The sequence below is a fragment of the Streptomyces sp. NPDC047974 genome (assembly GCF_040653375.1).
Taxonomy (GTDB): domain Bacteria; phylum Actinomycetota; class Actinomycetes; order Streptomycetales; family Streptomycetaceae; genus Streptomyces.
In genome coordinates this window covers 238,071-260,407 of record NZ_JBEZNU010000007.1, presented here as the reverse complement: position 1 = coordinate 260,407, position 22,337 = coordinate 238,071, and the positions used below count along the sequence as shown (strand labels likewise).

Annotated in this window: 24 protein-coding genes and 1 pseudogene; 11 read left to right on the top strand and 14 right to left on the bottom strand. The window is 74.5% G+C overall.

Annotated features, from left to right (window positions below):
• Positions 1–16: 16 nt before the first annotated feature.
• The 4 genes from AB0E19_RS13460 to AB0E19_RS13445 all read left to right on the top strand — a co-directional run bounded on the left by AB0E19_RS13460 (position 17) and on the right by AB0E19_RS13445 (position 4,208).
• Positions 17–646 (top strand): hypothetical protein, encoded by a 630-nt coding sequence (locus tag AB0E19_RS13460; RefSeq protein ID WP_362177953.1) that lies wholly within the window; start codon positions 17–19, stop codon positions 644–646.
• A gap of 55 nt (positions 647–701) precedes the next feature.
• On the top strand, positions 702–1,442 hold the full coding sequence (locus AB0E19_RS13455; protein WP_362177950.1) for a class F sortase: 741 nt from the start codon (positions 702–704) through the stop codon (positions 1,440–1,442).
• A 248-nt stretch (positions 1,443–1,690) separates the two neighbouring features.
• Complete coding sequence (locus AB0E19_RS13450; RefSeq protein WP_362177947.1) at positions 1,691–3,082, top strand: aldehyde dehydrogenase family protein; 1,392 nt, start codon at positions 1,691–1,693, stop codon at positions 3,080–3,082.
• Between the two features lie 46 nt (positions 3,083–3,128).
• Positions 3,129–4,208, top strand: coding sequence for a Zn-dependent alcohol dehydrogenase (locus AB0E19_RS13445; protein ID WP_362177944.1), 1,080 nt, complete (start codon positions 3,129–3,131; stop codon positions 4,206–4,208).
• Between the two features lie 41 nt (positions 4,209–4,249).
• Here AB0E19_RS13445 and AB0E19_RS13440 read toward each other — a convergent pair whose 3' ends face one another.
• The 3 genes and pseudogenes from AB0E19_RS13440 to AB0E19_RS13430 form a co-directional block, all read right to left on the bottom strand.
• On the bottom strand, positions 4,250–5,173 hold the full coding sequence (locus AB0E19_RS13440) for a DMT family transporter (protein ID WP_362177941.1): 924 nt from the start codon (positions 5,171–5,173) through the stop codon (positions 4,250–4,252).
• 139 nt (positions 5,174–5,312) lie between these two features.
• Positions 5,313–6,008 (bottom strand): helix-turn-helix domain-containing protein, encoded by a 696-nt coding sequence (locus tag AB0E19_RS13435; protein WP_362177938.1) that lies wholly within the window; start codon positions 6,006–6,008, stop codon positions 5,313–5,315.
• A gap of 180 nt (positions 6,009–6,188) precedes the next feature.
• A pseudogene (locus tag AB0E19_RS13430) lies at positions 6,189–6,815 on the bottom strand (TetR/AcrR family transcriptional regulator); the annotation flags it as partial.
• A 67-nt stretch (positions 6,816–6,882) separates the two neighbouring features.
• On the opposite strand from AB0E19_RS13430, the gene AB0E19_RS13425 reads away from it, so the two are divergent.
• The 3 genes from AB0E19_RS13425 to AB0E19_RS13415 all read left to right on the top strand — a co-directional run bounded on the left by AB0E19_RS13425 (position 6,883) and on the right by AB0E19_RS13415 (position 9,108).
• Positions 6,883–8,034, top strand: a complete 1,152-nt coding sequence (locus tag AB0E19_RS13425; protein WP_362177935.1) for an acyl-CoA dehydrogenase family protein — start codon at positions 6,883–6,885, stop codon at positions 8,032–8,034.
• Positions 8,035–8,106: 72 nt separating this feature from the next.
• Positions 8,107–8,397, top strand: coding sequence for a YiaA/YiaB family inner membrane protein (locus tag AB0E19_RS13420; protein WP_169092536.1), 291 nt, complete (start codon positions 8,107–8,109; stop codon positions 8,395–8,397).
• A gap of 87 nt (positions 8,398–8,484) precedes the next feature.
• Entirely contained in the window at positions 8,485–9,108 is a 624-nt protein-coding gene (locus AB0E19_RS13415) for a TetR/AcrR family transcriptional regulator (RefSeq protein WP_362177931.1), read from the top strand.
• A gap of 30 nt (positions 9,109–9,138) precedes the next feature.
• Here AB0E19_RS13415 and AB0E19_RS13410 read toward each other — a convergent pair whose 3' ends face one another.
• Positions 9,139–9,600 (bottom strand): MaoC family dehydratase, encoded by a 462-nt coding sequence (locus AB0E19_RS13410; RefSeq protein WP_362177928.1) that lies wholly within the window; start codon positions 9,598–9,600, stop codon positions 9,139–9,141.
• Positions 9,601–9,720: 120 nt separating this feature from the next.
• On the opposite strand from AB0E19_RS13410, the gene soxR reads away from it, so the two are divergent.
• A complete protein-coding gene (gene soxR / locus AB0E19_RS13405; protein ID WP_362177925.1) occupies positions 9,721–10,194 on the top strand; it encodes a redox-sensitive transcriptional activator SoxR in 474 nt (157 codons plus the stop codon).
• Between the two features lie 214 nt (positions 10,195–10,408).
• Here the strand turns inward: soxR and AB0E19_RS13400 are convergent, their stop codons facing one another.
• From AB0E19_RS13400 to AB0E19_RS13385, 4 genes are all read right to left on the bottom strand, one after another.
• Positions 10,409–11,101: a 3-keto-5-aminohexanoate cleavage protein gene (locus tag AB0E19_RS13400; RefSeq protein WP_362177922.1), complete on the bottom strand. Its 693-nt coding sequence runs from the start codon at positions 11,099–11,101 to the stop codon at positions 10,409–10,411.
• A gap of 38 nt (positions 11,102–11,139) precedes the next feature.
• Complete coding sequence (locus AB0E19_RS13395) at positions 11,140–11,751, bottom strand: hypothetical protein (protein ID WP_362177919.1); 612 nt, start codon at positions 11,749–11,751, stop codon at positions 11,140–11,142.
• A 176-nt stretch (positions 11,752–11,927) separates the two neighbouring features.
• Positions 11,928–13,166: a serine-threonine protein kinase gene (locus AB0E19_RS13390; RefSeq protein ID WP_362178085.1), complete on the bottom strand. Its 1,239-nt coding sequence runs from the start codon at positions 13,164–13,166 to the stop codon at positions 11,928–11,930.
• 220 nt (positions 13,167–13,386) lie between these two features.
• Positions 13,387–14,637, bottom strand: a complete 1,251-nt coding sequence (locus AB0E19_RS13385; protein WP_362177916.1) for a DUF1343 domain-containing protein — start codon at positions 14,635–14,637, stop codon at positions 13,387–13,389.
• 201 nt (positions 14,638–14,838) lie between these two features.
• Here AB0E19_RS13385 and AB0E19_RS13380 point away from each other — a divergent pair, with 201 nt between their 5' ends.
• Complete coding sequence (locus tag AB0E19_RS13380; RefSeq protein ID WP_362177913.1) at positions 14,839–15,633, top strand: SDR family oxidoreductase; 795 nt, start codon at positions 14,839–14,841, stop codon at positions 15,631–15,633.
• An 84-nt stretch (positions 15,634–15,717) separates the two neighbouring features.
• Positions 15,718–16,311 (top strand): TetR/AcrR family transcriptional regulator, encoded by a 594-nt coding sequence (locus AB0E19_RS13375; protein WP_360603676.1) that lies wholly within the window; start codon positions 15,718–15,720, stop codon positions 16,309–16,311.
• Between the two features lie 4 nt (positions 16,312–16,315).
• Here AB0E19_RS13375 and AB0E19_RS13370 read toward each other — a convergent pair whose 3' ends face one another.
• From AB0E19_RS13370 to AB0E19_RS13360, 3 genes are all read right to left on the bottom strand, one after another.
• Positions 16,316–17,530: an acyl-CoA dehydrogenase family protein gene (locus tag AB0E19_RS13370; protein ID WP_362177909.1), complete on the bottom strand. Its 1,215-nt coding sequence runs from the start codon at positions 17,528–17,530 to the stop codon at positions 16,316–16,318.
• 6 nt (positions 17,531–17,536) lie between these two features.
• Positions 17,537–18,562, bottom strand: coding sequence for a phosphotransferase family protein (locus AB0E19_RS13365; RefSeq protein WP_362177906.1), 1,026 nt, complete (start codon positions 18,560–18,562; stop codon positions 17,537–17,539).
• Between the two features lie 178 nt (positions 18,563–18,740).
• Complete coding sequence (locus tag AB0E19_RS13360) at positions 18,741–19,652, bottom strand: MBL fold metallo-hydrolase (RefSeq protein WP_362177903.1); 912 nt, start codon at positions 19,650–19,652, stop codon at positions 18,741–18,743.
• Positions 19,653–19,864: 212 nt separating this feature from the next.
• Here AB0E19_RS13360 and AB0E19_RS13355 point away from each other — a divergent pair, with 212 nt between their 5' ends.
• Positions 19,865–20,794 carry an NADP-dependent oxidoreductase gene (locus AB0E19_RS13355; RefSeq protein ID WP_362177900.1) on the top strand — a complete coding sequence of 310 codons (930 nt, stop codon included), beginning with the start codon at positions 19,865–19,867 and terminating at the stop codon, positions 20,792–20,794.
• Positions 20,795–21,007: 213 nt separating this feature from the next.
• Here AB0E19_RS13355 and AB0E19_RS13350 read toward each other — a convergent pair whose 3' ends face one another.
• Genes AB0E19_RS13350 through AB0E19_RS13340 form a run of 3 tightly spaced genes read right to left on the bottom strand, consistent with a single transcriptional unit; the run spans position 21,008 to position 22,319 of the window.
• A complete protein-coding gene (locus AB0E19_RS13350) occupies positions 21,008–21,376 on the bottom strand; it encodes a DUF202 domain-containing protein (protein WP_362177897.1) in 369 nt (122 codons plus the stop codon).
• Positions 21,376–21,768 (bottom strand): DUF202 domain-containing protein, encoded by a 393-nt coding sequence (locus AB0E19_RS13345; RefSeq protein WP_362177894.1) that lies wholly within the window; start codon positions 21,766–21,768, stop codon positions 21,376–21,378. Before AB0E19_RS13345 ends, AB0E19_RS13350 begins: the two co-directional genes overlap by 1 nt.
• A gap of 23 nt (positions 21,769–21,791) precedes the next feature.
• Complete coding sequence (locus AB0E19_RS13340) at positions 21,792–22,319, bottom strand: NUDIX domain-containing protein (RefSeq protein ID WP_362177891.1); 528 nt, start codon at positions 22,317–22,319, stop codon at positions 21,792–21,794.
• Positions 22,320–22,337 lie beyond the last annotated feature (18 nt).

The following is a 22,337-nucleotide window of genomic DNA, read 5'->3' as shown; positions in this document are numbered from 1 at the left end:
TCAGGGAGGAACCCGCATGCTCGCTCGTACCGCCCGCCCCCTCGCCGCCGCCTCCGGCCTCGCCCTCGCCGGACTCGCCGTCTTCGGCGGCGGTCAGGCCGCGTACGCCGCGCCCGGTGACAACGGCGACGTCAAGATCCACAAGTCGACCACCCCGGTCACCGACCAGCGGAACGAACCGAAGGTCTGCCTGTTCTACCTCGCCGCCTTCAACTTCGACGAGGGTCAGGAGATCACGTGGAAGATCGAGCACCAGCCAGGCGGCGGTGCCGTCGACGACGGCGGTCTCACCCTCCCCACGGGCGCCGGCCGTGCCAGCAGTGACCTGAGTTTGCCCGACGGCATGTACAAGCTCACCTGGAACTTCACCGGCGAGCAGGGCGCCGGCAAGCACAAGGTCTTCCAGGTCGACTGCGAGAACGGCAACGGCGGGAACGGGAACGGCGGGAACGGCAACGGCGGCCACGGCCACCACAAGCCGCCGCACGGGCCGGTCGGCGCCGGCGGCGGCGGCAGTGCCGAGATCGCGGCGGAGGAGGACGCCTCGGCCTTCGGAGTCGGCGCGGCCGTCGCCGCCGGTCTCGCGGGCACCGCCGGCCTGGTGCTGATCCGCCGCTCGCGCCGCCGCAACAATGGCGCGGCGTAAGGCCCGCCTCTCGCGCCGGCGGCGACGGCTCCTCCGGCTCACCAGGACCGTGGCGGTGACCACGGTCCTGGTGACCGGGGGCGTGTGGTGGAGCGGGGACGGGGACCCCGCCGACCGGCACGCCGTCGCCGGGGCCGACGCCAAACCCGACGCCGAATCCGACGCGGAATCCGACGCAGAACCCGACACGGCGGCGCCGGACACGAAGGCCCGTCCCGCCGCCGGTCCCGGGGACGCGCCCCGGGGCCGTACCGCCGCCTCCGCGGGGCGGGCCGGCGCGCGCGCCGCCCCGACGAAGCCCCCGGCCCCGCCCGCTCCGCCCGCCCCGCTCGGCCGCTCCCGCCCGACCCTGCTCGCCGTCCCCGCGATCACCATCGAGGCGCCCGCCCTGGACATCGGGCTCGACCGGGAGGGCCGGCTCGGCGTGCCGCCGGTCGACGACCCGCAGAAGGTCGGCTGGTACGCCAACGGCCCCGCGCCCGGCGAGCGGGGCACCGCCGTGGTGGTCGGCCACCGGGACACCCGCACCGGACCCGCCGTCTTCCTCGACCTCGACTCCCTCGGCCCCGGCAACACCGTCCGGGTCGCCCGCGCCGACGGACGCGTCGCCGTCTTCACCGTGGACAAGGTGCGCACCTATCCGAAGTCCGCCTTCCCCGACAAGGAGGTGTACGGCTCCACCGGCCGCCCCGAACTGCGCCTGCTGACCTGCGGGGGCGCCTACGACCGGGGTTCCGGCTACGACGCGAACATCGTCGTCTTCGCCCACCTCACCGGTGTCGACAAGACGATCTGAACGACCGGGACCGCCGCCGGCCCCGGGTCCGGTACCGTCGGCCCCCGTGGGCCCCGGCCCGGCCCGGGGCCGTTCCGCGTGCCCGCCCGGCGCCGTCGGGGGCGGTCCGCGGCGCGATGAGATCCGCCCCACTCCGGCTGCCCCTGGCGCCCTAAAACTAACGTCGCTAGTTTAGGGGTGGTGGAGCCGAGCCGATCGGCCCCGCCGCCGCAGGCGAGCGGTCGAGTGCAGAGGGAATGGGGAAGCTGATGAAGGCCCACGACGCGATGTACATCGGTGGGGAGTGGCGGCCCGCGGCCGGCTCCGGGACGATCCCCGTCGTCGACCCCGCCACCGAGCAGGTCATCGCCCACGTCCCGGCCGGCACGGCCGAGGACGTCGACGCCGCCGTGACCGCCGCCCGCGCGGCGCTGCCCGGCTGGTCCGCCACCCCGCCCGCCGAGCGGGCCGCCCGGATCGCCGCCCTGCGCGACGCGCTCGCCGCCCGCGCCGAGGAGATCGCCGCCACCGTCACCGCCGAACTCGGCGCCCCGGCGAAGATCGCCGCCGCCGTGCACGCCGGCCTGCCGGTCGCGGTGGCGGGCACGTACGCCGAACTCGCCGCCGACCACCCCTTCGTGGAGAAGGTCGGCAACTCCACCGTCTACGCGGAGCCGGTCGGCGTCGTCGCCGCCATCACCCCCTGGAACTACCCGCTCCACCAGATCGTCGCCAAGGTCGCCCCGGCCCTCGCCGCCGGCTGCACCACCGTCCTCAAGCCCGCCGAGGACACCCCGCTCACCGCCCAGCTCTTCGCCGAGGCGGTCCACGAGGCGGGCATCCCGGCCGGGGTCTTCAACCTGGTCACCGGCCTCGGCACGGTCGCGGGCCAGGCCCTCGTCGAGCACCCCGGCGTCGACCTGGTCTCCTTCACCGGCTCCACCGCCGTCGGCGCCCGCATCGGCGCCCTCGCCGGCGCCGCGGTCAAGCGCGTCGCCCTCGAACTCGGCGGCAAGTCGGCCAACGTGATCCTGCCCGGCGCCGACCTCGCCAAGGCCGTAGCCGTCGGCGTCGCCAACGTCATGGCCAACTCCGGCCAGACGTGCAGCGCCTGGACCCGGATGCTGGTCCCCGCCGACCGGTACGAGGAGGCCGTGGCCCTCGCCGCCGAGGCCGCCGCGAAGTACACGCCCGGCGAGCGCCTCGGCCCCCTGGTCTCCGCCCGCCAGCGCGACCGCGTCCGCGGCTACATCGAGAAGGGGATCGAGGAGGGCGCCCGGCTCGTCACCGGCGGCGCCGAGGCCCCGCTGGAGACCGGCTACTACGTCGCCCCGACCGTCTTCGCCGACGTCACCCCCGGGATGACCATCGCCCAGGAGGAGATCTTCGGCCCGGTCCTCTCCCTCCTGCGGTACGAGGACGAGGACGAGGCCCTCGCGATCGCCAACGGCACCGAGTACGGCCTCGGCGGCGCCGTCTGGGGCGAGGAGACCGAGGCCGTCGCCTTCGCCCGCCGCATGGAGACCGGCCAGGTCGACATCAACGGCGGCCGGTTCAACCCGCTCGCCCCCTTCGGCGGCTGGAAGCGCTCCGGCATCGGCCGGGAGCTCGGCGCGCACGGCCTCGCCGAGTACCTCCAGACCCGGTCCCTGCAGTTCTGAGTCCCGGCCCGCGCCCCGTCCCGAACCCGCAGAAAGGGAGCCTCCCGTGATCCGTGCCGCCGTCCTGCCCGCCGTCGGTGCCCCGCTGGAGATCACCGGCATCGAGCTGCCCGAACCCGGCCCCGGCCAGGTCCGGATCCGGCTCGCCGCGGCCGGCGTCTGCCATTCCGACCTGTCGCTCTCCAACGGCACCATGCGCGTGCCGGTCCCGGCCGTCCTCGGCCACGAGGGCGCGGGCACCGTCGTCTCCGTCGGCGAGGGCGTCACGCACGTCGCCCCCGGCGACGGTGTGGTCCTCAACTGGGCGCCGTCCTGCGGCACCTGCCACCCCTGCTCGCTCGGCGAGGTCTGGCTCTGCGTCAACGCCCTGAACGGCGCGGCGAACGTGCACGCCCGCACCGCCGACGGCCGCGAGCTGCACCCGGGCCTCAACGTGGCCGCCTTCGCCGAGGAGACGGTCGTCGCCGCGAACTGCGTCCTGCCCGTCCCGGACGGCGTACCGCTCGCCGACGCCGCCCTGCTCGGCTGCGCCGTCCTCACCGGCTGGGGGGCCGTGCACCACGCGTCCCGCGTCCGGGAGGGCGAGACCGTCGCCGTCTTCGGCGTCGGCGGCGTCGGCCTCGCCACCCTCCAGGCCGCCCGGATCGCCGGGGCCTCCACGATCGTCGCCGTGGACATCTCCCCGGAGAAGGAGGAGCTGGCGCGGGCCGCCGGGGCCACCGAGTACGTCGTGGCCTCGGAGACCACCGCCCGCGAGATCCGGAAGCTGACCGGCGGGCACGGCGTCGACGTGGCCGTGGAGTGCGTGGGCCGCGCCGTCACCATCCGCACCGCCTGGGAGTCCACCCGGCGCGGCGGCCGCGCCACCGTCGTCGGCATCGGCGGCAAGGACCAGCAGGTCTCCTTCAACGCCCTGGAGATCTTCCACTGGGGCCGCACCCTCGCCGGCTGCGTGTACGGCAACTCGGACCCGGCCGCCGACCTGCCCGTGATCGCCGCGCACATCCGGGACGGCCGCTTCGACCTGGGCGCGCTCGTCACCGAGCGGATCACCCTCGACGGCATCCCCGGCGCCTTCGACGCCATGCTCGCGGGCAAGGGCGGCCGCGCCCTCGTCGTCTTCTGAGCCCCGCCCCGACGGTTCCGGCGGCGCGGAAGGCCCGGACGTCACGCGGCGTCCGCGGCCTCCTCCACACGGGAGGCCGCGGACGCGCGCGGGCGGGACCGGGACACCGCCACCCCGGCCAGGCACAGCACGCCGCCCACCAGCGTCAGGGCCCCCGGCAGCTCGCCGAGCAGCGCCCACGCCATCAGGACCACCAGGGCGGGCACGGCGTACGTCGTCGCGCCCATCCGCCCCGCGGTCGTCCGCGCCAGCGCGTACGCCCAGGTCGTGAAGGCGAGCGCGGTCGGGAACACCCCGAGGTAGACCATGTTCGCGGTCGCCGACAGCGGCGCCCGCGCCGCCTCCGTCACCAGCTGCCCGGCGAAGGGGAGGCAGGCCGCCGCGCCGATCGCGCAGCCGAAGGTCGTCACCTGGAGCGGGCTCGCGTGCGCCAGGGCCGGCTTCTGGGCCACGACCCCGCCCGCGTACGCCACCGCCGCCAGCAGGCAGAGCACGACCCCGAGGACCGAGGCGTGGCCGTCCTCGCCGGACATCGACAGGCCCACGGCCACCGCGCCCGCGAAGGACACCGCCATGCCGGCGAGCAGCCGGGGCGGCAGCCGTTCGCCCAGGAAGCGGGCGCCGAGCAGGGCGATCAGGATCGGGCCGACGTTCACGAGCATCGCCGCGGTACCGGCGTCCACCTCCCGCTCGCCCCAGTTCAGGACCACCATGTACGCCCCGAACCAGAGCAGCCCGGAGACGAGGATCCCCGGCCACGCGCCCCGGGCCGGCAGCCCCTCGCGCCGGATCAGGAGGACGGCCCCGAGGACCAGCACCCCGGCGAGGAGCCGCCCGAGCGCGAGCGCGCCGGGGGAGTAGGCGGCCCCGGCGCTGCGGATGGAGACGAAGGCGGACGCCCACAGGACGACGGTCACCCCGGCGGCGGCGAGCGCGAGCCGGGCGGAGGAGGCGGTTTTCGGCATGCCCCGACGGTAGGACGTCCACCCTTCGGCCCACACCGCAATATCCGGGGCACCCGCCCGCCCCGACGCGCCCCGGCCCCGACGCGCCCCGCGCTCCGAGGTGCCCCGGCTCCGGCCCCGGCCCCGTCGCCGTCCCCGCTCACCGCACCGAGGCCGCCTCGATCCCGAGTTCGCGTCGCAGGGCGCGTTCTCCGGCCGGGGTGACCTTCACGGCGCGACCGGAGCCGATGCGTACGCACCAGCCGCTGTCCAGGGCGTGCGCGCAGAGCGCGGCGCCCGCGAGGCCGGCGAGGTGGGGGCGCCGTTCGGTCCAGTCCAGGCAGGCGCGCGCCAGGGGCCGCCGGCCCTTCGGCACGAGGGGGACGCCGAGGCCCGCGAACCACTCCAGGCCCTGGTCCGTGAGCGCGAACCCGGTGTCCTGGCGCAGCAGTCCGCGCGCGGTCAGGGCGTCGGTGACGGCGATCCCGAGCCTCCCGGCGAGATGGTCGTAGCAGGTGCGGCCCCGGGCCATCGCCCGTCCCGCGCTCGCCGCCGCCAGCGAGCGGGGCGCCGGATCCGCGCCGTGCCCGGCGTGCCCGGCGAGCTCCTCCACCAGCTGCGCCATCCCGGGGCCGGCGAGCCGTACGTACCGGTGCCGGCCCTGGCGTTCCTCGGTGAGCACCCCGCCCGCGACGAGCTTCCCGAGGTGTTCGGTGGCGGTGGACGGCGCCACGCGCGCGTGGCGGGCGAGTTCCCCGGCCGTCCAGGCGCGTCCGTCGAGCAGGGCGAGCACCATGGCGGCCCGGCTCTCCTCCGCGAAGAGCGCCGCGAAGGCGGCGAGTTCACTGGCTCCCATGGATCCAGGATCCCCCGCTCACGCTTCGGCCGCGCCCGAAACGTCACCCCCGCGCCCGTCCTCCGGTCCCGGCCCGCCGCTCCCCGGTCCCGGCCCGCCGCTCCCCGTGCCCTTCCCGCCGTCCCCTGCGCCCTTCCCGCCGTCCCCCGCGCCTGGCCCGCCGCTCCCCGCGCCCAGCGCCTCGTACTGGGCGCCCAGGCCGTCGAGCAGGGCGCGCAGGCCCGTCGAGAAGGCGCCCTCGTCGACCTTCTCGCGGTGCTCCGCGAGCAGGTGTGCCCGGCCGAGGTGCGGGTAGTCGGCGGGGTCGTACGCCGTCTCGTCGTCGACGAAGCCGCGGGCGAAGGAGCCGAGGGCCGAGCCGGTGACGAAGTACCGCATCAGGGCGCCGATGTGGGTGGCCTGGGCGGGCGGCCAGCCGGCCCTGACCATGGCGCCGAAGACCGCGTCGGCGACCTTGAGGCCCGCCGGGCGGCGGCCGGGGCCCTGGGCGAGGACCGGCACGATGTGCGGGTGGTCGGCGAGGGCGGCCCGGTAGGAGAGCGCCCAGTCGTGCAGGGCGGTGCGCCAGTCGCGCGGGTCGTCCGGCGCGAACATCGACAGGTCGATCTTGGCGCTCACCGCGTCCGCGACCGCGTCCAGGATCTCGTCCTTGGTGCGGAAGTGGTTGTAGAGCGAGGGCCCGCTCACGCCGAGCTCCGCCGCGAGCCGCCGGGTCGAGAGGGCGGCCAGGCCCTCCGCGTCCACGAGCCCGCCCGCCTTCTCCACGATGCGGTCTCGGCTGAGCAGGGGCTTGCGCGGTCGGGCCATGGCGCACATAGTAGGCCGCACCAATAAAACTAGCAGTGGTAATTAAACGGATGGGTGAGGTGGCACCGTGGATCTGGCGCTGAGCGAGGAGCAGCAGGACGTACGCCGGCTCGCCGAGGACTTCGTCGCCCGCGAGGTCACCCCGCACGCCGTCGCGTGGGACCGTGCGGAGGAGGTGGACCGGGGCATCGTGAAGAAGCTCGGTGCCGTCGGCTTCCTCGGGCTCACCCTCCCCGAGGAGTACGGCGGCTCGGGCGGCGACCACCTCGCGTACTGCCTCGTCACCGAGGAGCTGGGGCGCGGCGACTCCTCCGTGCGCGGGATCGTCTCCGTCTCCCTCGGCCTGGTGGCCAAGACCCTCGCCTCCTGGGGCACCGAGGAGCAGAAGCGCGCCTGGCTGCCCCGGCTCGCCTCCGGCGAGGCCCTCGGCTGCTTCGGCCTCACCGAGCCCGGCACCGGCTCCGACGCGGGGAACCTGACCACCCGGGCCGTGCGCGACGGCGGCGACTACGTCATCGACGGCACCAAGATGTTCATCACCAACGGCACCTGGGCCGACGTCGTCCTGCTCTTCGCGCGGACGAACGACACTCCCGGCCACCGGGGCGTCTCCGCCTTCCTCGTCCCCGCCGACGCGCCCGGCCTCACCCGCCGCGCCGTCCACGGCAAGCTCGGGCTGCGCGGCCAGGCCACCGCCGAACTCGTCCTGGAGGGCGTGCGCGTCCCGGCCTCCGCCATGCTCGGCCCGGAGGGGAAGGGCTTCGCCGTCGCCATGTCCGCCCTCGCCAAGGGCCGGATGTCCGTCGCCGCCGGCTGCGTCGGCATCGCCCAGGCCGCCCTCGACGCCGCCGTCCGCTACGCGGGGGAGCGCGCGCAGTTCGGCCGGCCCATCGCCTCGTACCAGCTCGTCCAGGAACTCCTCAGCGACATCTCCGTCGACGTGGACGCGGCCCGGCTGCTGACCTGGCGGGTCGCCGACCTCGTCGACCGCGGCGAGGACTTCGCCACCGCCGCCTCGAAGGCCAAGCTGTACGCCTCCGAGGCCGCCGTGCGCTGCGCCAACAACGCCCTCCAGGTCTTCGGCGGCTACGGCTACATCGACGAGTACCCCGTCGGCAAGCTGCTCCGCGACGCCCGGGTGATGACCCTCTACGAGGGCACCAGCCAGATCCAGAAGCTCATCATCGGGCGGTCCCTCACCGGCGTCTCCGCCTTCTGAGCCCCGGACCCCAGCCGGCCCTGAGTATCAGCGCGGATGTGGCGCCCGCCACATCCGCCGGAAGCTCTCCCCATGAGCGAGTCACAGGTCAAGCAGCAGAACACCAACGCCTACCACGCCCAGGCCGTCATCTCCTTCGCGATCGCCCTCGCGGCCGTCGCCATCGGGATCTACCAGCTGGAGGCCAGCGCCTGGGTGCGCGCCTTCCTGGCGGTCTCCGTCCTCTACCTCACCACCTCGGCCTTCACCCTCGCCAAGGTGGTCCGCGACCGGCAGGAGTCGGACCGGATCGTCAGCCGGGTCGACCAGGCCCGCCTGGAGAAGCTCCTCGCCGAACACGACCCCTTCCAGCAGAAGCTCTGAGCGGCCGCCGGAGCGCGGACGGATCTAAGCGCTTGCTCAGCTTCGTTGTATGGTGTTCGTCCTGACCGGTCCGAGGAGGAGTGTGGGATGAGCGCGGCGGAGCAGACGCCCGAGGGCGAGGACGTGCCCTGGGGCGAGGTCACGCCCGAGGCCGCCCGGAGGCTGCTGGTCGCGGCCGTCGAGGCCTTCGCCGAACGCGGCTACCACGCCACCACCACCCGGGACATCGCCGGGCGGGCCGGCATGAGCCCGGCCGCGCTCTACATCCACTACAAGACCAAGGAAGAGCTGCTCCACCGGATCAGCCGCATCGGCCACGACAAGGCGCTGGAGATCCTCCGGGCCGCCGAGTCGGGCGGCGGCGCCGCGTCCGAGCGGCTCGCCGACGCCGTGCGCTCCTTCGTCCGCTGGCACGCCGAGCACCACACCACCGCCCGGGTCGTCCAGTACGAGCTCGACGCGCTCGGTCCCGAGCACCGCGCCGAGATCGTGGAGCTGCGCCGCGAGACCGACGCGAGCGTGCGCCGCATCATCGAGCAGGGCGTGGCGGCCGGCGAGTTCGAGCAGGCCGACGTGGCCGGCACCACCGTCGCCGTCCTCTCGCTCTGCATCGACGTCGCCCGGTGGTTCAACCCCGAGGGCCGCCGGACGCCCGACGAGGTCGGCGCGCTCTACGCCGACCTCGTGCTCCGCATGGTGGGCCACCGCTGACGGGATGAGCCGCCCCGGCCCCGGGGCGGCTCAGAAGTAGTAGCGCGAGACCGACTCGGCGACGCACACCGGCTTGTCGCCGCCCTCGCGTTCCACGGTCACCTTCGCGGTGACCTGCACGCCGCCGCCCGCCTCCTCCACCTTCGTCAGGACCGCCGTGGCGCGCAGCCGCGAGCCGACCGGCACCGGCGCGGGGAAGCGCACCTTCTCCGTGCCGTAGTTCAAGCCCATCTTCATGCCCTCGACCCGCAGCACCTGCGGCACGAACAGCGGCAGCAGCGAGAGGGTGAGGTAGCCGTGCGCGATCGTCGAACCGAAGGGGCCCTCGGCGGCGCGCTCGGGGTCCACGTGGATCCACTGGTGGTCGCCGGTGGCGTCGGCGAAGAGGTCGATCCGCTTCTGGTCGATCTCCAGCCAGTCGCTGTGCCCCAGCTGCTCGCCGACCCCCGCGCGCAGTTCCCCGGCGGAAGTGAAGATCCTCGGCTCGGCCATGTGCCCGGTCCCTCCTCGTACGACATACCAAACGGTCTGTGTCTAAGCGCTTGCTCAGCATGTGGGGTGAGGGGCGCCATGTCAACGGACCGGTGGCGACGGACCAGTAGGGTTCGCGGGGTGCCGCAGATTCCCGAGAAGATCCACGAGCTCACCGTCGGTCAGCTCTCCGCCCGCAGCGGTGCCGCCGTCTCCGCCCTCCACTTCTACGAGGCCAAGGGACTCATCGGCAGCCGCCGCACCACCGGAAACCAGCGCCGCTACGGTCGCGACGCCCTGCGCCGGGTCGCCTTCATCCGCGCCGCCCAACGCGTCGGCATCCCCCTCGCCACCATCCGCGAGGCCCTCGCCGAACTGCCCGAGGAGCGCACCCCGACCCGCGAGGACTGGTCCCGGCTCTCCGCCGCCTGGCGCACCGAACTCGACGACCGCATCAAGCAGCTCGGCCGGCTCCGCGACCATCTGTCGGACTGCATCGGCTGCGGCTGCCTCTCCCTGGAGACCTGTGTGCTCTCCAACCCCGACGACGTCGTCGGCGAACGCATCGCCGGCTCCCGCCTGCTGCCCGTACGGCGCGAGGAACGGGACTCCTAGGCCGTTTCTTTCGGATCAGGCCGGATCAGGGAGCGGCGTCTGGTGCGTGCGGTCGCAAGGCGGAGGAGGGAGTCCATGCGGTGGGGGCACCTCCCAGCGGTAGCTGGGGGACATCGGCGACCGACGACAACGCGGCGAGCGTGCGTGCGTATGGGGGCACCTCCCAGCGGTAGCTGGGGGAGTCGCGAGCCCGGCATGATCCGGAAGAGACGGCCTAGACGTCCGCGGCGGCCCGTACCTGCTCCGCCGTGGAGCGGGCGCGGGTGCCGTCCGGCAGGAACAGCGTGTCCTCCAGGCCGATCCGCCCGGCCAGACCGAGCCGCCGGGCCAGCCGCAGCACCGGCCAGGCCGCCGCCCCCGTCCCGTGGAGCAGGACGGGCATCCCGGCGGAACCCTCCGCGAGCGCCCGCGCCCAGCCCTCCACGGTCCCGTCCGGCGCCGGCGCCTCCGCCGCGATCCGCCGCACCCGGTCCGCCGACGGCGAGCGGGCGAAGAAGGACGGGCCCGCCGTGCCGGACCGCAGCCCCGCCTCCACGGCCACCCCGCGGGCCAGCAGCGCCGCCGCCGTCTCCTCGGCGCCCGGCTCGTGCCAGGCCACCCATGCCAGGTCCGGAAGCACCTCCCAGGACCGGATCCGCGCCACCCGCCGCTCCGGATCGGGCTCGGCCCACGCGTCCGCCGCCACGGTCACCGGTACGCGGACGGCTCCCCGTACGGCCGTCAGCGCGGGTCCCACCACCCGGGGCGAGAGCGAACCGCCGCCGCAGGGCGTCCGGGGCCGGATCCGCACCTCGTCCGCGCCCGCCGCCACCGCGTCCGCCGCGGCCCGGGCGAGCCCGGCCGGATCACGGGGCACCACCGCCGACTCCCCGGCCCCCCACGTGCCGTTCAGCGCCGCCTGGAGCACCGGAACCCCTGGGCCCTCCGCCCTCGTCGACGGCCGTGTCACGCCGCCGGGACCAGGGGGCGGCTGCGTATCTCCCGGGCGCGGGCCAGGGCGCCGGGGGTCAGGACCGCGCGCGGCACCTCGACGCCGCAGTCCGCGCACACCGGGCCGTACCACTCCGGGTCCCCCGGGCCGTCGGCCCAGGCGAGCCGGGTGCCCGCGCACACCGGGCACGCCTCGCCCGGTCCGTGCTCCAGGGCGGCCACGAGGCGCCGCACCACCTGCGGCAGCGGCTCCGTCGGATGGACGGCCGGATCGCCGCACCGCACCACGCCGTTGCCGCCCCACACGTCCCGGTGCCAGTCGTCCAGCGCCCCCAGGGCGCGCAGCCCGCCGTGCTTCTCGCGCCGGCGCCGGGCGGCGAACTCCGCCTCGTACGCCAGCCAGACCGCCCGCGCCTCCTCCAGCTCCTCCAGCGCGGCCACCAGCCGCACCGGATCGAGCTCCCGGTCGTCGGGTCCGAACCCGTGCCTGCGGCACAGGTGGTCCCAGGTCGCCCGGTGCCCGTAGGGAGCGAACCGCTCCAGGCACTTGCGCAGCGAGTACCTGCGCAGTGCCGTGTCGCAGCCCTGATCACGCACCTGTCTCGCGAGACTCCGGAAACCGGCCATCGCTCGCCACCTCCGTCGCTGGTCGCCGCGCATCCGCGGTACCAGAGGGACGAACGGCGGCGCCGCCGTGTTCCGCCCGAACCCCGATCGCGCGCGACGTGGCGAGAAGACGCCACTCGCGCGCACCCGCCCCGAAGGTGTGCTCGGCGCCATCCGCGCAGGTCAGCGGGGGCGGTTCAACGACGGCCGATGCGGGCCGCCGAGACGACCACCCGGGCCAGCTCCGGCCGTCGGACGTCGCTGTGCGAGCGGACCGCCTCCGCCGTGTCCACGCTCACGCAGCCCGAGGCCGGCACCCCGTCCCGCAGCACCGTCGCGAGCGTCCGCCGCGGCGCCCCCGGCACGCCCTGCACGCCGTCCCAGCCGATCGCCCCCCACCGGGCGTCGCGCCCCACGATCCGCCCGAGCGGACCCGTCAGGGACGCCGAGTCGCGGGCCGCGCGGGAGGCCAGCGGATAGAAGATGCCGAGCGCGGTGTCGTGGTGCGAGTGACAGGCCACCACCGGCCCCCGCACCCGCAGCTGCATGTCCCTCAGCGCGCCCGACCGGTCGGGTTCGTGCGGCAGCCGGGCCGCGAACGCGTAGTGCGAGAACGCCCCCTGGAGCAGCGTCATCGACCTGACCGGGCGCAGCGCCCCCGGCAGCCCGCGCAGCGAGTACGCCACGAGCCGGGCGCCCATGCTGTGCCCCACGAGGTGCACCCGCAACCCCGGCGCCGCCCGCGCCACCTCCGCCAGCAGCGGCCCGAGCCCCCGCTCGCCCACGTGCCCCGCCCGCCGCTTCATCACGTAGTAGGTGGCCTGCCGCAGCGCCTCCCGGCCGCCCTTCCAGAGCCGCCCCGGCCCGTCGCCGAACAGGGCCTCCTCCGAGGACGCGGCCGAAGCCGCGGTGACCTCCGCCGCGTCCGCGAACAGGGCGCACGTCTCCAGCGGATCCGCCGTCAGGAACGCCGGTATGTCCGGGCCCGGTCCCACGGCCTCCCCGCCGACGCCGAGCGGAGCCGTCCCGCCGACGTCCGCCAGCTCTCGCAGCAGCGCCCCGAACTCGGCGAACGCGGCCTCCTCGGGCGGCGCCAGCTCCAGCAGCTCGGTCAGCCGCACGATCGCCCGCTCCTTCTCCGGGAGCGTCGTCACCAGCGCCCGGAAGTCCGGCACCGGCTCGTCCGTGAACATCATCGAGGGCCAGACCACGCCCGCGTACCCCGCCTCCACGCCCGGCGCCAGCAGCTCCGGGAACGGCGCGAAGAAGTCGGAGTACAACCGTGTCGCACCGGACGGGGAGTTGTTCCACCCGTGGGCGAACACCACCAGGTCCGTCACCCCGCGCCGCGCGAGCCCGACCAGGTCGGCGGCCTGCCCGGCGGGCCCGTCCCCGTCCTTGTCGAACCCTATCTCCCGGTACGGATCCACACTCATCCCGCTCACGGCCCGCCCGTCCCTCCCCGTCGAGGAAGCGCCCAGGGGACGCGTCCCGCGGCCCCTGGGCAGCATGCCCGAATCCGGCCGTTCCCAGACCTCTTCGGGCAGTTCGTGCCTCAGCGCAGCCGGGCCGCCGTGACGACCGGGAAGCGGATCAGCCCGTCGTACGCGCCGGGCAGCCGCACGGCCGGCGTCGTGCCCGGCCGCGGGTGGGCGGTCACCGGTACAGCAGGTGCTCCCGCCGGACCGCGCGGAAGGCGGTCAGGTCATCGGACCAGGCGGCCACGATCTCGTCGGTACCGGCGCCGGCGTCGACGAGCGTGCGGACGCGGGTGGAGCCGGTGAGCTTGTCGATCCAGTGGTCGGGCCGCCAGGCGAAGCCGGACCAGGAGGCGCGGGCGGTGACCAGGAGCGCGATCCCGGCGCGTACCGGGTCGAAGGCCTCCCGGTCGTGGACGTGGAGCTGCACGCCGCCGACCGTGCGGCCCTGGAACTTGGAGAAGGTCGGCGCGAAGTAGGCCTCGCGGAAGCGGACCCCGGGCAGTTCCAGGGCGTTCGCCGCCTGCGCCCAGCGGCGGTCGACGCCCTCCGCGCCGAGGAGTTCGAAGGGGCGGGTGGTGCCCCGGCCCTCGGAGAGGTTGGTGCCCTCGAAGAGGCAGGTGCCGGAGTAGACGAGCGCGGTCTCCGGTGTCGGCATGTTGGGGCTCGGCGGGACCCACGGCAGCCCCGTGGCGTCGAAGAAGTCCGAGCGCCGCCACCCCGTCATGGGGACCGTCTCCAGCTCCACCGGCCGGGTCAGGAACTCGGCGTTGAACAGGAGCGCCAGCTCCGCCACGGTCATCCCGTGCGCCTGGGCGATCGGCTCGCGGCCCACGAAGGTCGCGAAGGCCCGGTCCAGGACGGGGCCGAGGGCCGCCCGGCCGCTCACCGGGTTCGGCCGGTCCAGGACCACCAACCGCTTCCCGGCCAGTTCCGCCGCCACCATGCAGTCGTACAGCGTCCAGATGTACGTGTAGAAGCGGGCGCCCGCGTCCTGGATGTCGAAGACGACGGTGTCGACGCCGGAGGCCGTGAAGACGTCCGCGAGCGGCCGGCCGCTCTTCAGGTACGTGTCGTAGACGGGCAGTCCGGTCGCCGGGTCGTCGTACCGGCCCTCGGAGCCGCCCGCCTGCGCGGTGCCCCGGAAGCCGTGCTCGGGCCCGAACACGGCGATCAGGTCGACCCGTTCGTCGGCGTGCATGACGTCCACCAGGTGGCGGGCGTCGGGGGTGATCCCGGTCGGGTTGGTGACGACGCCGACCCGCTCGCCGGCCAGGAGGGCGTACCCGTCCGCCGCGAGCCGCTCGAATCCGGTCCGTACGCGCGCGTGCCCCCGCCCGGGTGCGGCGGCGGCCGGCGTGGCCGTCACGGTGGCCAGCGCCCCGCCGGCGGCCAGCAGGCCCCGGCGCGACAGTCCCGTCCGCTTCATGCGTGCTCCCGCCTCATCGCGTGCTCCCGCCTCATGCGTGACATGGGCACGCAGGCTAGCGCTCCTGACGGCGCGGGGGAACGAGGCGTGCGGAAGGCGTCCGCCGAAGGCACCAGGTCTTCCACCCCTCCATACCGACCGGTTAGTCTGCCCGCAGTCAGGGGAATCGCACGAACCGCACCGAACCACCTGGAGGGGTCCATGAACCTGGAGGGGTCCATGAACGCGGGCACGCACGAGCTCCGGGGCGCCGGCGTCGTCGTCACCGGAGCGGGCGGCGGCATCGGTGCCGCCCTCGCCCGGCGCTTCGCCGCCGAAGGCGCCCGCGTCGTCGTCAACGACCTCGACCCGGCCCGCGCCAAGGCCGTCGCCGACGGGATCGGCGGGCTCGCCGTCCCCGGCGACGCCTCCGCGATCGTCGACGAGGCCCGCGAGGCACTCGGCGGCACCGTCGACGTCTGGTGCGCCAACGCCGGACTCGCCTCCGGCGGCGACGCCTTCGCCGACGAGGCCGTCTGGGCGGCCGCCTGGGACGTCAACGTCATGGCCCACGTCCGCGCGGCCCGCGCCCTGCTCCCCGACTGGCTGGAGCGCGGCACCGGCCGCTTCGTCTCCACCGTCTCCGCCGCCGGCCTGCTCACCATGATCGGCGCGGCCCCGTACAGCGTCTCCAAGCACGGCGCCCTCGCCTTCGCCGAGTGGCTCTCCCTCACCTACCGCCACCGCGGCCTCACGGTGCACGCCATCTGCCCCCAGGGCGTCCGCACCGACATGCTCGCCGCCACCGGCTCGGCCGGCGACCTCGTCCTCGTCCCCACCGCCATCGAGCCCGAGACCGTCGCCGACGCCCTCCTCGACGCCATCGCCGAGGACCGCTTCCTCGTCCTGCCGCACCCGGAGGTCGCCGACTTCTACCGGAACCGCGCCGAGGACCCCGAGCGCTGGCTCGGCGGCATGAACAAGCTCCAGCGGCACTGGGAGGCGGGCGCGCGGTAGCGCACCCGGCGACGGATGGGAAGATCTACCGACGACAGACCCCGTACACCAGGAACGGGGCAGCGGACCGGAAGGCGGCGGAGCATGGCCAGGACGACGGACGGGGACGGCTCTCCCGTCCCCCAGAGGCTCCTCGCCGCCGCCACCCGGCTCTTCGCCGAGCAGGGTTACGACCGCACCTCCGTACAGGAGATCGTCGAGGCGGCGGGCGTCACCAAGGGCGCCCTCTACCACTACTTCGGATCCAAGGAGGACCTCCTCCAGGAGGTCTACGCGCGCGTGCTCCGGCTCCAGCAGGAGCGGCTCGACGACTTCGCGGGCTCCGACGCGCCCGTCGAGGAGCGGCTGCGCTCCGCCGCCGCCGACGTCGTCGTCACCACCATCGAGAACCTCGACGACGCCTCGATCTTCTTCCGCTCCATGCACCACCTGAGCCCGGAGAAGAACAAGCAGGTCCGCGCCGAGCGCCGCCGCTACCACGAGCGCTTCCGCGCCCTCGTGGAGGAAGGCCAGCGGGCGGGCGTCTTCTCCTCCGCCACGCCCGCCGACCTCGTCGTGGACTACCACTTCGGCTCCGTGCACCACCTGTCCACGTGGTACCGCCCGGACGGGCCGCTGACCCCGCAGCAGGTCGCCGACCACCTGGCCGACCTCCTGCTGCGGGCCCTGCGCCCGTGAGCCGTCAGAGGTAGCGCTTCAGCTCGCGGCGGGCCAGCGACCGCTGGTGCACCTCGTCGGGCCCGTCCGCGAGCCGCAGGGTCCGCGCCGCGGCCCACAGCTCGGCGAGCGGGAAGTCCTGCGAGACGCCGCCCGCGCCGTGCGCCTGCACCGCCTTGTCGATGATGTCCACCACCGCGCGCGGGGTGGCGATCTTGATGGCCTGGATCTCGGTGTGGGCGCCCTTGTTGCCGACGGTGTCCATCAGCCAGGCCGTCTTGAGGACGAGCAGCCGCAGCTGCTCGATCGTCACCCGGGCGTCCGCGATCCAGTTCTGCACCACGCCCTGCTGGGCGAGCGTCTTGCCGAAGGCGGTACGGGAGACGGCGCGCCGGCAGGTCAGCTCCACCGCCCGCTCGGCCATGCCGATCAGCCGCATGCAGTGGTGGATGCGGCCCGGGCCGAGCCGGGCCTGGGCGATGGCGAAGCCGCCGCCCTCCTCGCCGATCAGGTTCGCGGCGGGGACCCGCACGTCCTCGAAGACGACCTCGGCGTGGCCGCCGTGGTAGTGGTCCTCGTAGCCGTACACCCGCATCGCCCGGCGCACCCGGACGCCCGGGGTGTCGCGCGGCACGAGGATCATCGACTGCTGGCGGCGGAGGTCCGACCCGTCCGGATCGGTCTTGCCCATCACGATGAAGACCTTGCAGTCGGGGTTCATCGCCCCGGAGATGTACCACTTGCGCCCGTCGATCACGTACGAGTCCCCGTCCCGCCGGATCCGGGTCTCGATGTTGGTCGCGTCGGAGGAGGCCACCTCGGGCTCGGTCATCGCGAAGGCGGACCGGATCTCGCCCGCGAGCAGCGGCTCCAGCCACTGCTTCCTCTGCGCCTCGTCGGCGAACTGGGCGAGCAGCTCCATGTTCCCGGTGTCCGGGGCCGCGCAGTTGAGGGCGGTGGGGGCCAGCTGCGGGCTGCGGCCGGTGATCTCGGCGAGCGGGGCGTACTGGAGGTTCGTCAGCCCGGCCCCGTACTCCTCGTCGGGCAGGAAAAGGTTCCACAGGCCCTGGCGCTTGGCCTCGGCCTTCAGCTCCGCCACCACCGGCGGTTCGTCCCACGGGGAGGCGAGCGCGGCCCGCTGCTCCTCGGCGACGGCCTCGGCGGGGTACACGTGCTCGTCCATGAAGGCGAGGAGCCGGGCGCGCAGCTCCTCGGTGCGGGCGTCGTAGGAGAAGTCCATGGCGGGTCAGCCCTCCTGAAGGGTGGTCAGGCCGTGCTCGATGAAGACGGGGACGAGGTCGCCGATGCGGTCGAAGCCGGCGCCGACGGTCTGCCCGAGGGTGTAGCGGTAGTGGATGCCCTCAAGGATCACGGCGAGCTTGAACCAGGCGAAGGCCGTGTACCAGGAGAGGGCGGAGACGTCCCGGCCGGAGCGGGCGGCGTACCGCTCGACCAGCTCGGCGGCGGCGGGGTGGCCGGCGGCGGTCGCGGTGGTCGAGATCGGTGAACCCGGCAGGTCCAGCGGGGTGCTGTACATCACCAGGAGGCCCAGGTCGGTCAGCGGGTCGCCGAGCGTGGACATCTCCCAGTCGAGGACGGCGGTGATCCGGTCGTCCGCCCCGACGAGGGCGTTGTCGAGCCGGTAGTCGCCGTGCACCACGGTGGGCGCGGGGGATTCGGGAAGCGCGCGGCCGAGGGCGGCGTGCAGCTCCTCGATGCCGGGCAGCTCACGGCCCCGGGAGGCGGCGAGCTGCTTGCCCCAGCGGCGCAGCTGCCGGTCGAGGAAGCCCTCCGGCCGGCCGAAGTCGCCGAGCCCGACGGCCTCCGGCTCCACCGCGTGCAGGTCGACCAGGGTGTCGACCAGGCCGAGGACGGCGGCCCGGGTGCGCTCCGGGCCCAGCGGCGCCAGTTGGGAGGCGGAGCGGTACGGGGTCCCCTCGACGAACTCCATCACGTAGAAGGGCGCGCCGAGCACCTCCTCGTCCTCGCACAGCAGCACGGTCCCCGGCACCGGCACCGAGGTCCCGCCGAGGGCGCTGATCACCCGGTGCTCGCGCTTCATGTCGTGCGCGGTGGCCAGCACGTGCCCGAGCGGGGGGCGGCGCACCACCCAGCGGCCGGTGCCGTCGGTGACGACGTACGTGAGGTTGGAGCGGCCGCCCTCGATCAGCCGGGCTTCGAGGGGTCCGGCGACCAGCCCCGGCCGCTCGCGGTCCAGATGGTGGCGCAGGCGCTCCGGGTCGAGGCCGGGTGGCGGGGCGGCGTGGCTCATGGGGCGTACCTCCGGTGGGTCGGTCGGTCGGCGTTCATGATGACCGACCAGTCGGTATGTCGTCCAGAGGGGCCCCCGAAACGGCCGTGGGGAGGGCCGGAAGACGTCCGACCCTCCCCACGCGCGCGTGCCCGCCCGCAGCCGTTTCCTGCTGCTGCCGCCGCTGTCGCTGCCGCGCTCAGGCGTGGCAGGCCACCGGCACCCCGCCGTTCATCGCCGCCATGTCGCCGAAGACGGCCGCCGGGTCGAGCGGGTGCCCCTCGGGGAGCCCGTCCAGCTCCGCGTACGCCCGGTGCAGGTTGGCCACCAGCCGCTCGCTCTCCCGCCACCCGGCGAACTCGCCCAGGTCCGCCTGCCGCGCGGTCTCCAGCGGCGGATCGCCCTTGGCCCGCCCCTCGCCGGCCAGTTCCCGGACCCAGCGCAGATAGCGCTCGGTGGCGTCGTACGCGCTCGGGTCCGTCACCGGCCCGTGCCCCGGCACCACCCGCTCCGCGTCCAGCGAACGCAGCACGTCGATCGCGCGCAGCGAACCGGCCACCGTGCCCATCGGCACGAACGGTGTGCCGCCCTGGAAGACCAGGTCCCCGGTGAAGACCACGCCCTGCTCCGGCAGGTGCACGATCGAGTCGCCGGTCGTGTGCGCGGGCCCCGGGTGCAGCACCCGCACCTCGATGCCGCCCGCGTACAGGGTCAGCCGGTCGCGGTACGTCAGGTCGGGCGGCGTGATCTCGACCCGGCCGAAGTCGTTCTGCGGCCACAGCAGGTGCAGCTGGTGTCCCGCGGCCAGCTGCTCGCTCCGGCAGTTCTCGTGCCCGACGATCCGGGCCTCCGGCCGGAACACGCCGTTGCCGTAGGTGTGGTCGCCGTGGTGGTGGGTGTTCACGATCGTGCGCGGCAGCGGCAGCCCCTCGGCGAGCACCGCCTCGCGCAGCAGCAGGGCGCGCCGCTCGGTGGCGGTGGTGTCGACGAGCAGGGACTCGTCCGCGTCACCGAGGAAGCCGGCGTTGTTCAGGCACCAGCCGCCGTCGGGCTGGACATAGGCGTGGACGTGCGGCGCGAGCGTGACCACGTACGGGTCGGTGGCAGGCACAGGGCTCCCCCGGGAGACGTATTCGACGGGATCGACGGGATCGACGGGATCGACGGGATCGGGACGGCGGTACGAGATCGACCGATCAGCGGAAGCCTGCCACCGACGCGCCGTCCCCAGGGCGCTTTCCCGGCGACCGCTCTCCCTCCTCCCGTTCCCCCGCGGCCCCGCCCGGCTTGCGGAGCACCCCGCCCGCACCGAGGGTCGGTGCCATGAAGGCCATCAGCTACCGCCGCTACGGCGGCCCCGAGGTCCTGGAGTACGGCGAGCTGCCCGACCCGAAGGTGGGCCCCGACGAGGTCCTGGTCCGGGTCAAGGCCGCGGCGGTCAACCCCGTCGACTGGAAGGCGCAGGCCGGCTACCTCGACGGGATGATCGACGCCGTCTTCCCCGTCGTCCCCGGCTGGGACGTCTCCGGCGTCGTCGTCCGGCCCGGCGTCTCCGTCACCGAGTGGGCGGAGGGCGACGAGGTCATGGGGTACGTCCGGGAGGACTTCCTCGCCCACGGCACCTTCGCCGAGTACGTCGCCGCCCCCGTCCGCACCCTCGCCCGCAAGCCCCGCTCCTGCTCCTTCGAGGAGGCCGCGGGTCTGCCCCTGGTCGGGCTCACCGCCTACCAGGCCCTGCACACGGCGCTGTCGGTACGGTCGGGGGAGACGGTCCTGGTACTCGCCGCGGGCGGCGGGGTCGGCTCGATGGCCGTCCAGATCGCCCGGCACCTCGGCTGCCGCGTCCTGGGCGCGGTCCGCGAGTCCGGCGTGGAGCGGGTGAGGGAACTCGGCGCCGAGCCCGTCCTCTTCGACGAGCGGACCTTCGCCCACCAGGTCCGAGAACTCGCCCCCCAGGGCGTCGACGCCCTCCTGGACACCCTCGGCGGACCCTTCCTCCAGCACGCGGCCAAGCTCCTCGCCCCCGGTGGCCGGCTCGCCTCCATCGCCGACGGCGAGGCCCTCGCGCTCGGCGGCCGCTACTTCTGGGTCCGCCCGGACGCCACCGACCTCGCCGCACTGGCCGACCTCGCCGACGAAGGAGTCCTGGACGTCCGCGTGGCGAAGACCTTCCCTCTGGAACGCGCCGCCGACGCCCAGCGCGCCAACGCAGAGGGGGGCCTTCAGGGCAAGGTCGTGGTCACGGTGCCGTAGCCGGGTCGAGGCCTGACCGGGTGGTGGATCCAACATCCGGGCTCTTGGATCCAGCCTGTTGGATCCAAGAGCCCGGATCCAATCTCCTGGATCCAACCTCCTGGATCAGCCTGGATCCAATCTCCTGGATCCAATCTCCTGGATCCAATCTCTTGGATCCAAACTCCTGGATCCAAACTCCTGGATCCGATCGCCTGGATCCAGGAGGTCGGATCACCAGATCAGCACCGCCCCGCACACCGCCAGCGCCACGGTGCACCCCGCGGCCAGCAGCGCGCCCCGGGTCGACAGGACCTGTGGCCGGGCGGTGTCCAGGGAGCGGATCCGCCGGTGGGCGACGGCCAGGAAGCCGATCCACAGCAGCGCGGCGAGGGCCAGGCCGGTCACGCCCGCGGCGGTGGCGTCGTCCATCAGGGCGAGCTTGATGCCGAGCACCGCCACGACCGTCCAGGACAGGGTCGTCCGCCGCCAGGCGAGCCGGGTCCGCTCCGGCTGGAGCCCGGGATCGCGGGCCTCGACGCCGGAGGCCCCGCCCCCGGACCCGGCCCCGGAGGCCCCGGACCCGGTCGCGGCGCCGCCCACTAGCCGGCCCGGCCGACGACCACGAGGACCACCATGGCGACCGCGACCACGGCCACGGCGAGGCTCAGGACCGCGGGGAAGCGGGAGACCGGCAGGTCCTCGCCCCGGCGCATGGCCCGCTCGCAGCGGATCCAGTGGTTCACCGCGCGCAGTGCGCACAGCACACCGGCGGCCAGGAGGGCGAGCGAGAGCCCGACCCTGACCGCCCAGCGCAGGTCCGGCAGGAACTGGTCGACGGCGAAGCCGCCGCCGATGAGCGCGAGCGCCGTCCGGATCCAGGCGAGGAAGGTCCGCTCGTTGGCGAGGGAGAAGCGGTAGTCGGGGGTTTCGCCCTCGTCCCGGATCCGCCGCGGCGCGAACCACAGCCGCAGGCTCTGTACGAATCGACTCACCCCGGCACCCTAACGGCCCGCCGTCACCGGCTCTCGTCCGCCACCAGCCGCCGGTACGCCGCGAGCCCGTCCGGTACCCACTCCCAGGCCCCGGGCGCGCCGGGCAGCCGCTCGCGCAGCTCCTCCTCGGTCAGGAAGGCGTGCCAGGCGACCTCCTCCGCCTGGGGCCGCACCGGCAGGTCGCAGCGGACCTCGTACACGGACGACCACCACTTCCCGGCGACGCCCCCGGAGTCGTACAGGAACGTGAAGAGGAAGTCGGGCCGGGGGAGTCCGGAGACCCCCAGCTCCTCCTCGGCCTCGCGCAGGGCGGCGTCCTCGTAGGACTCGCCGGCGCCGACGACGCCGCCGACGAACAGGTCGTACATCGACGGGTACACCAGCTTCGTCGGCGTCCTGCGGTGCACGAAGAGCCGGCCCTCGGCGTCCCGCACCCGGATGAAGGTGCAGCGATGGATCAGGCCCCGCGCGTACACCTCACCGCGCGGAGCCTGTCCGATCACCCGGTCGTCCTCGTCGACGACGTCGATCATTTCCTCAGCGGCGCTCATGCGCCCATGAAATCACCA